This window comes from Pseudomonas sp. BF-RE-22 (assembly GCF_019956155.1).
GTDB classification, from domain to species: Bacteria; Pseudomonadota; Gammaproteobacteria; order Pseudomonadales; family Pseudomonadaceae; genus Aquipseudomonas; species Aquipseudomonas migulae.
On the sequence record NZ_JAHBDD010000050.1, the window covers coordinates 21,948 to 28,069 of the forward strand.

At 63.4% G+C, this 6,122-nt stretch carries 5 protein-coding genes; all 5 read right to left on the minus strand.

What is annotated here, in order from left to right:
* Positions 1-5 precede the first annotated feature (5 nt).
* The 5 genes from KGA82_RS22130 to KGA82_RS22150 all read right to left on the minus strand — a co-directional run bounded on the left by KGA82_RS22130 (position 6) and on the right by KGA82_RS22150 (position 5,780).
* Positions 6-1,067, minus strand: a complete 1,062-nt coding sequence (locus KGA82_RS22130; protein ID WP_223452538.1) for an ABC transporter permease — start codon at positions 1,065-1,067, stop codon at positions 6-8.
* Positions 1,060-2,628, minus strand: a complete 1,569-nt coding sequence (locus tag KGA82_RS22135; RefSeq protein WP_192229263.1) for an ABC transporter substrate-binding protein — start codon at positions 2,626-2,628, stop codon at positions 1,060-1,062. Before KGA82_RS22135 ends, KGA82_RS22130 begins: the two co-directional genes overlap by 8 nt.
* Before the next feature lie 10 nt (positions 2,629-2,638).
* The gene (locus tag KGA82_RS22140; RefSeq protein WP_223452539.1) at positions 2,639-3,838 is read right to left on the minus strand and encodes an LLM class flavin-dependent oxidoreductase; all 1,200 of its coding nucleotides are present in this window, start codon (positions 3,836-3,838) and stop codon (positions 2,639-2,641) included.
* Between the two features lie 139 nt (positions 3,839-3,977).
* Entirely contained in the window at positions 3,978-4,709 is a 732-nt protein-coding gene (locus tag KGA82_RS22145) for a class II aldolase/adducin family protein (protein ID WP_192229261.1), read from the minus strand.
* Positions 4,710-4,724: 15 nt separating this feature from the next.
* Positions 4,725-5,780, minus strand: coding sequence for an ABC transporter substrate-binding protein (locus KGA82_RS22150; protein ID WP_223452540.1), 1,056 nt, complete (start codon positions 5,778-5,780; stop codon positions 4,725-4,727).
* Between the last annotated feature and the right edge of the window lie 342 nt (positions 5,781-6,122).

The following is a 6,122-nucleotide window of genomic DNA, read 5'->3' on the forward strand; positions in this document are numbered from 1 at the left end:
ACCTCTCAAGGCGCCTTGGATGGGGAACGTCGCCACCACGGCTGAATGCCCCGGCGGTTACGCTGAATCATGGTCACGCGGCGGGCGGTGCGCAGTTTTGGCGTAAGTAGCACGGTCAGCAGATCGGCGAGCAGGTTGATCAACACCACGCCGAGGGTGATCACCAGCACGATGGCCTGGACCATCGGCAAGTCGCGCATCTGGATCGCCGAATTCAACGAGGTGCCGATGCCGGGGTAACTGAAAATCACCTCGGCCAACAGCGCGCCGCCAATCAGCGTTCTCAGCGTCAACGCCACGCCTTGAATCGCCGGGATCAGTGCGTTGGGCAGCGTGTGGCGCCAGACGATGCGCCACTCGGGAATGCCGCGCAGGCGCGCAGCGATCACGTAATCGGACTCCAGCGCCTCGATCATCGATGCCCGCACCATGCGCGCCAGGTACGGCAATGCCGACAGGCTCAGGGCCAACACCGGCAACACCAGGAACTGCAGTTGGCGCAGCAGCGACTTGTCCGGATCGAGGATCGACACCGCCGGCAGCAGGTCCATGTGCGGCATGGAAAACAGCAGCACCAGACCGATGGCCAACAGAAATCCCGGCGTGGCTTTAAGGAAGATCAGCAGCGACAGGCTCCAGCGATCCAGCCGACTGTCACGGCGCAACGCCAGGGAAACGCCGAGCAACAACGCCGCCGGCACCACCACCGCAATGACCCCGGCGAGCAGCGCCAGGGTGTAGCCGAAACGGCCGAACAGAATGCTGCCGACCGGCGCGTTGGAGTCGAGCGACACACCGAGCTCGCCGCTCAGGGCATGCCCGAGCCAGCGCAGGTACTGTTCAAGAACCGGCCGGTCCAGACCCAACTGGCGTTGCAAGGTGAGGATGCTTTCCAGCGGCGCGTCGGGGCCGAGAATCACCCGGGCCGGGTCCGAGGGCAGCGCCTGCGTGGCAATGAACACCACCAGGCTGATGACCCACGCCGTCAGCAATCCGTAAGCCAGGCGCCCGATAAACCACGACAGCCAGGCTGGCGTGCGGGGTTCTTTGCAAAAAGGCTCAGGCATGGTTCACCCACAATTCATCAAAACGCCAAGAGGCAAATGTGGTCTGTTCAGGCTGCAAACCGCCGACCCGCACCGATGCCGCGTCCAGCACATCGTTGAAGCCCCAGATCAACAAGCCACCGCGTTCGTGTTGAATGCCTTGCGCTTCGTGCACCAGCACTTTGCGTTGCTCAAGGTCGGGTTGCGCCAGCGCCTGGCGGTACAGCGCGCTGAAGCGTTCATCGTGGAAGTTGCTGCGGTTGTAGATGGCCTGTGGCGCATCGTTGTGCAGCGCCGACGCGAGAAAACCCCGGGCCGGTGTGGAGCCCGGCGACAGCAGCCAGTTTTCCCGTTGCGGACCGTTGAACACCGAGCCATCGACCTGAGTGACCTTGATCTCGACCCCAGCCTTTTTCGCCTGTTGCGCAAACACCAGCGCCGCGTTGACACCCGGCCCCGGCGTGGTGGTCAGCTCCACCCGCAAGTCGGTCTGCCCGGCCTGGCGCAACAGCGAACGCGCCTGTTCCAGGTCGTAGGGACGCTGGGCAATGCTGTGGTTATAGGTGGGGTCGTGGGGCGAATACAGGTCGTTGGCGATGCGCCCGAAACCGTTGAGGCCACGGTCCACCAACTCGCGACGGTCGGCCAACAAGCGGAACGCCTGGCGCACCCGCTGATCCTGAAACGGTTGCTTCGCCAGATTCAGATTGAACCCGGTGAACGAGGTGCTCGGCGAGGCGTACAACCTCAGCCGCGAGTCGGCCTTGAGCAGTGCGCTGTGTTCGGCTTGCACGCCGCTGGCCACGTCAATCTGCCCGGCGCGCAGGGCGGCGGCGCGGGACACCTGGTCCTTGAACTCGATGATCTCCAGTTCATCGGCATAGGGTTGGCCGGGCTTGTAGTAATTCTCGAAGCGCTGATAAAGCGAGCGCTGGCCGGGAATGAAACTCTTGAGCTTGTAGGGGCCGGCGCCGACCGGGTTGCTGACGGGGTCGTAATCGGTGGGGACGATGCCGCCGAAACTGATCAGGGTTTCATCCAGCGGGTAAAAACTCTGGCCTTCCTTGAAGCGGATTTCGATGGTGCGCGCATCCAGTTTGCGCAACGCGTTGCGGTCGATCGCGCCCACCAGACCGGCGAATGGCGACGCCAGTTTCGGGTCGGTCAGGCGCAGGATCGAGAACAGCATGTCATCGGCGCCGATGCTCTTGCCGTGATGGAACTCCAGGCCCGGCTTGATGCGAATGGTCCAGGCGCTGGCGTCGGCGTTCGGCTCGGCAAACTCGGCCAGGGCCAGGCGCGTGCTGACGTCGGTGTTCCATTCCCAGAACTTGCTGTACAGCGCCCAGCCGCGAATGATCCCGCCGCCCACCGGTTTGTGCGCGTCGAGGTTGCCCGACTGATCGCCATCGATGATGCCGACCCGCAAGCGACCGCCGCGCACCGGGGTGCTGGACAACGCGGCCGCACCGCTGACCTGTGCCCCGCTGTCGCATCCGCTGAGCAGGCTGCTGCCGAGCAACAGGCCCCCACTGACCGCCAGGCCATTGCCGAGAAACCGGCGACGGGAAAATTCGTTCATCGCTGTCTCCTCAGACTCGCTCGGTCACTGCTACACGCCGTGGTGCCGGTGTGCTGACACCCAATTGCGGCACGTCGAAACCGTGATCCAGATCGAGCAACGGGAACAGTAGATCCGCCACCCGGTGCGCTTCATCGATCAGCGGGAAACCGGACAGAATGAATGCCGATGTGCCCTGCGCTTCGTATTCGCGAATACGCTCGGCGACCTGCTCGGCGCTGCCCACCAGGTAAGTGCCGGCTGCCGGGCCGAGGATGTTGAAGCCGAACAGGCTCGGGCCGAGCCAGACGTTCGGGTAGATCTCCAGGTCCCGGGCCTTGGGCAAACGGCCGGCGCGAATGGCCTCGACGTTGCGTTGGATCTGCGGATCGTCGCTGTGGAAGGTCTCCAGGGTTTCGCCGGGCGGCAATTGACGTTCGATGGCCGTGCGCGCGGTTTGCAGCGAGGTACGTTGCAAGAGTTTCTCGGCGTGGGCCCAGGCCTCTTCCTCGGTTTCGCGAACGATGATTTGCAGGCGCGTGCCGAAGGTCAGCTCACGGCCGATTTTCGCGGCTTCTGCTGCGACCTTGCGGAATTTCTCGCCGAGTTTCGGCGGGGTGTTGGCGAAGCTCAGGTACACGTCGAGCAGTTGCACCGAATGCGCGACACCCGGCCCCGACGTGCCCGCGCCCCACAGTGGGATGCCAGGCTTTTGCTTCGGCGGATGCCAGCCACCCAACGGATGATTCGCGGCAGCCGCTGAACGGGGGGCGAGCTTGACGTACTGGCCGTCGAACCCCGAGGTGTCCCCGGCGTAGAAGCTCTGGAACGCACGCCAGTATTCGAGGCTGAAGTCATAACGTTCGTCGTGGGGGTAATGCACGCCGAGGGTGGCCAGGCCAGCGTCATTGCCGTTGACCACGTTGAACAGCAGGCGGCCGTTGGAGAATTGATCGAAGGTCAGCGCCCACTTGGCCAACACGGCTGGCGACAGTTCACCGGGGTGTTGCGCGACCAGGAAGCGCAGGCGTTTCGTGGCATCAATCAGCGCGGCCGAGACAGCGAGGCTTTCGTTGGGGCTGGAACCCAGCAGCGAACCGTAGTAACCGAGACGGTCGCTGGCCACGGCGAGTTGTTTCAGATGTTCGAAATCGGTTGTCCAGCGGCCTTCGGGTTCCCACGGATAAGGCCCGTCGGGGGTGGTGAGGTACCAGAGAATTTTTACAGCCATGGGTGTGTTCCTTGTAGGGGCAATGCACCTTTGTAGGAGCCGGCTTGCTGGCGATGGCGTCAGTGAAATCGGTGCAAGGCTCGAGGCCCTATCGCCAGCAAGCCGGCTCCTACAGGGGATGGTGGTGGCCTGGAGATTGTTAGCTGCGCCGGTCGATGGCTGGCACCAGGCCCAGCTCGGTGGCTTTGTCGTACAGGCCGCTCATTTTCCATTGCTGGGTCAGCACGCCAGGGCCATAGGCACGGGAGCCGCCGAGGGCGTCGGCGAGCAGTTGCAGTTGCGCGCCCTCCTCCAGCAACAGGATGAATTCGGCGGTGGCGCGCAGGCCCTGTTTGCCCCACACGGTGGAGCCGCCGTTGGCTTCGAGAATCGCCAGGTTGAAGGGGTTCTCGGCAATCTTGTCGAGGATGAAATCGACTTCCGGCTGACGGCGGTCGATGTACACCGGCAACTCCCGGGCGAGCTGATAACGCTGCACCGGCACGTAGTGGAACGGCAGCGTGCGGTGGGTTTGCGCCCAGGCGCCGAGGTATGGCGAGTGCACATGGGACACGGTGGTCACATCGGCATGTTGCTGGAACAGTTTGGTGTAACGCCCCAACCCACCCTTGCCTTTGCCGAAGATCACCTTGCCTTCGAAGTCGGTGACCGTGGCTTGCAGCGGCTTGCGGTAATTCCACGGGCCACCGTAGTTCACCGACACCAGCAGCTCCTGGCCCGGTACGCGCTCGATGAAACCAACGGTGCCGTTGGCGGTGATGGTGTTGGTTTCACGGAACACGGTGAAGGCTTCTTCAGCCTCGACCAGCACCTTGTCGATGAAGTTTTTCAGTTCTTCGCTGATCAGTTGTTCGTTGATGAGGACGGTCATGGCAATTCTCCAGAGTCAGGCGCGGCGCTTGGCCAACAGTTCATGGGCGGCTTGCAACGGGCGCGGATCGACCCAGTCGGCGATGGAAAAATCGCGTTCGAGGAAGCCGTGCAGGTAAAGGAAGTCTTTTTGGGTATCGAGAAATTCCAGACGCCGTGCCGACAGGTCCGGCGCCAGCGTGGTGTGGAATTCACCGCGATAGGCTTCGGCGACACCGGCACTGCCGGCGCGGGTTTCTTCTTCGAGAATCGCGTTCAGCGCCTCGCGATTGTTCGCTGCCCAATCGGCGGCGCTGAGGGTTTGCGCGAGAAAGCGCACGACCAGGTCGAAATGGTTGTCCAGCAGGCTCTGGTGGACCGTGATCGGGCGCGGCGTGCCATTGTTGATGCGATAGCGCGGCTCGGCGATCAGATCGAGATCAATGCCCACCACCAGCCCGAGACGCCGCGCGGCATCGGCGGCGGACGCGCCTTTGACGTACACCGCGTCAACTTCACCGCGCACCAGGTAATCGAGGCCCGACCAAAGGCGTTGCAAGCCCTCTTGAGGATTCGCCGCCTGCTCCTGGTTTTGCAGCGCCACTTCCACCAGTTCGACGTCATCGAAGCCCAGCCCCGCCAGGCTCAACGCGCCTTTGTAGCCGTGCAGGCTCATGGCCCGAGCGATGCTGCCGGGGCGGGTTTCACCCCAGGCGGGCAGCGCCAGACGCTTGCCTTTGAGGTCTTGCGGACGCCGAATGCCGGAGTCCGGGCGAACCAGGATGGTTTGCCACTCTTCGATCCAGGTCAGGCCGATCAGGCGACTCGGTGCACCAGCGGCGCGTGCCGCCAGGGCCGGTACGTTGCCGCCTTCACGAAACAGGCCCGGCAACTCGTGATCGTAGTGGTGATGCCCCAGTTGCCGGGCCTCCTGCAAGGTCGAAACCGGCAGGCCGTCAGCGGCGAATTCTTCGCTGAGCCAACCGAGTTTGTAGGCGATGCCGGAAGCGGTCGGCACCGGGCAACGGGTGAACCAGATCTGCTCCAGTTCAGCCGGGGCAGCGGGTCGGGATTGTTTGGCAGCAAGCGTCATGGGCAGCTCCGTGGTTGGGCAAGTGTCTGTTGCCAGAGCTATTGCAGCGCCCGTGCCAAGAGCTGAAACGCCCGGTTTAAGGGGCTTTGCGCCTGACACCAAGCAAACAACCGACGCTGGTTGCTGGCCTGCCAGCAGCATTGCGCGGCGACTGCTGCTGGCCGAGCAGTCGCCTCCCCGGCATTGCTTCCCCAGCAACACCACCCCGCCCAACCCCTTGTCGGGCGGGCGTTCCAGCCCTTGGCGCAGAACTTGCTCAAGGCCCTTCAACGCCCGTGAAACACCGATCCCTTTGTAGGAGCCGGCTTGCTGGCGATGGCGGCGGATCAAACAACATTGATG

What these genes read in the sequence shown, in the direction of transcription:
- KGA82_RS22130 (WP_223452538.1), bottom strand. Translation starts at nt 1,067, where the DNA reads ATGCCTGAGCCTTTTTGCAAAGAACCCCGCACGCCAGCCTGGCTGTCG.
- KGA82_RS22135 (WP_192229263.1), bottom strand. Translation starts at nt 2,628, where the DNA reads ATGAACGAATTTTCCCGTCGCCGGTTTCTCGGCAATGGCCTGGCGGTC.
- KGA82_RS22140 (WP_223452539.1), bottom strand. Translation starts at nt 3,838, where the DNA reads ATGGCTGTAAAAATTCTCTGGTACCTCACCACCCCCGACGGGCCTTAT.
- KGA82_RS22145 (WP_192229261.1), bottom strand. Translation starts at nt 4,709, where the DNA reads ATGACCGTCCTCATCAACGAACAACTGATCAGCGAAGAACTGAAAAAC.
- KGA82_RS22150 (WP_223452540.1), bottom strand. Translation starts at nt 5,780, where the DNA reads ATGACGCTTGCTGCCAAACAATCCCGACCCGCTGCCCCGGCTGAACTG.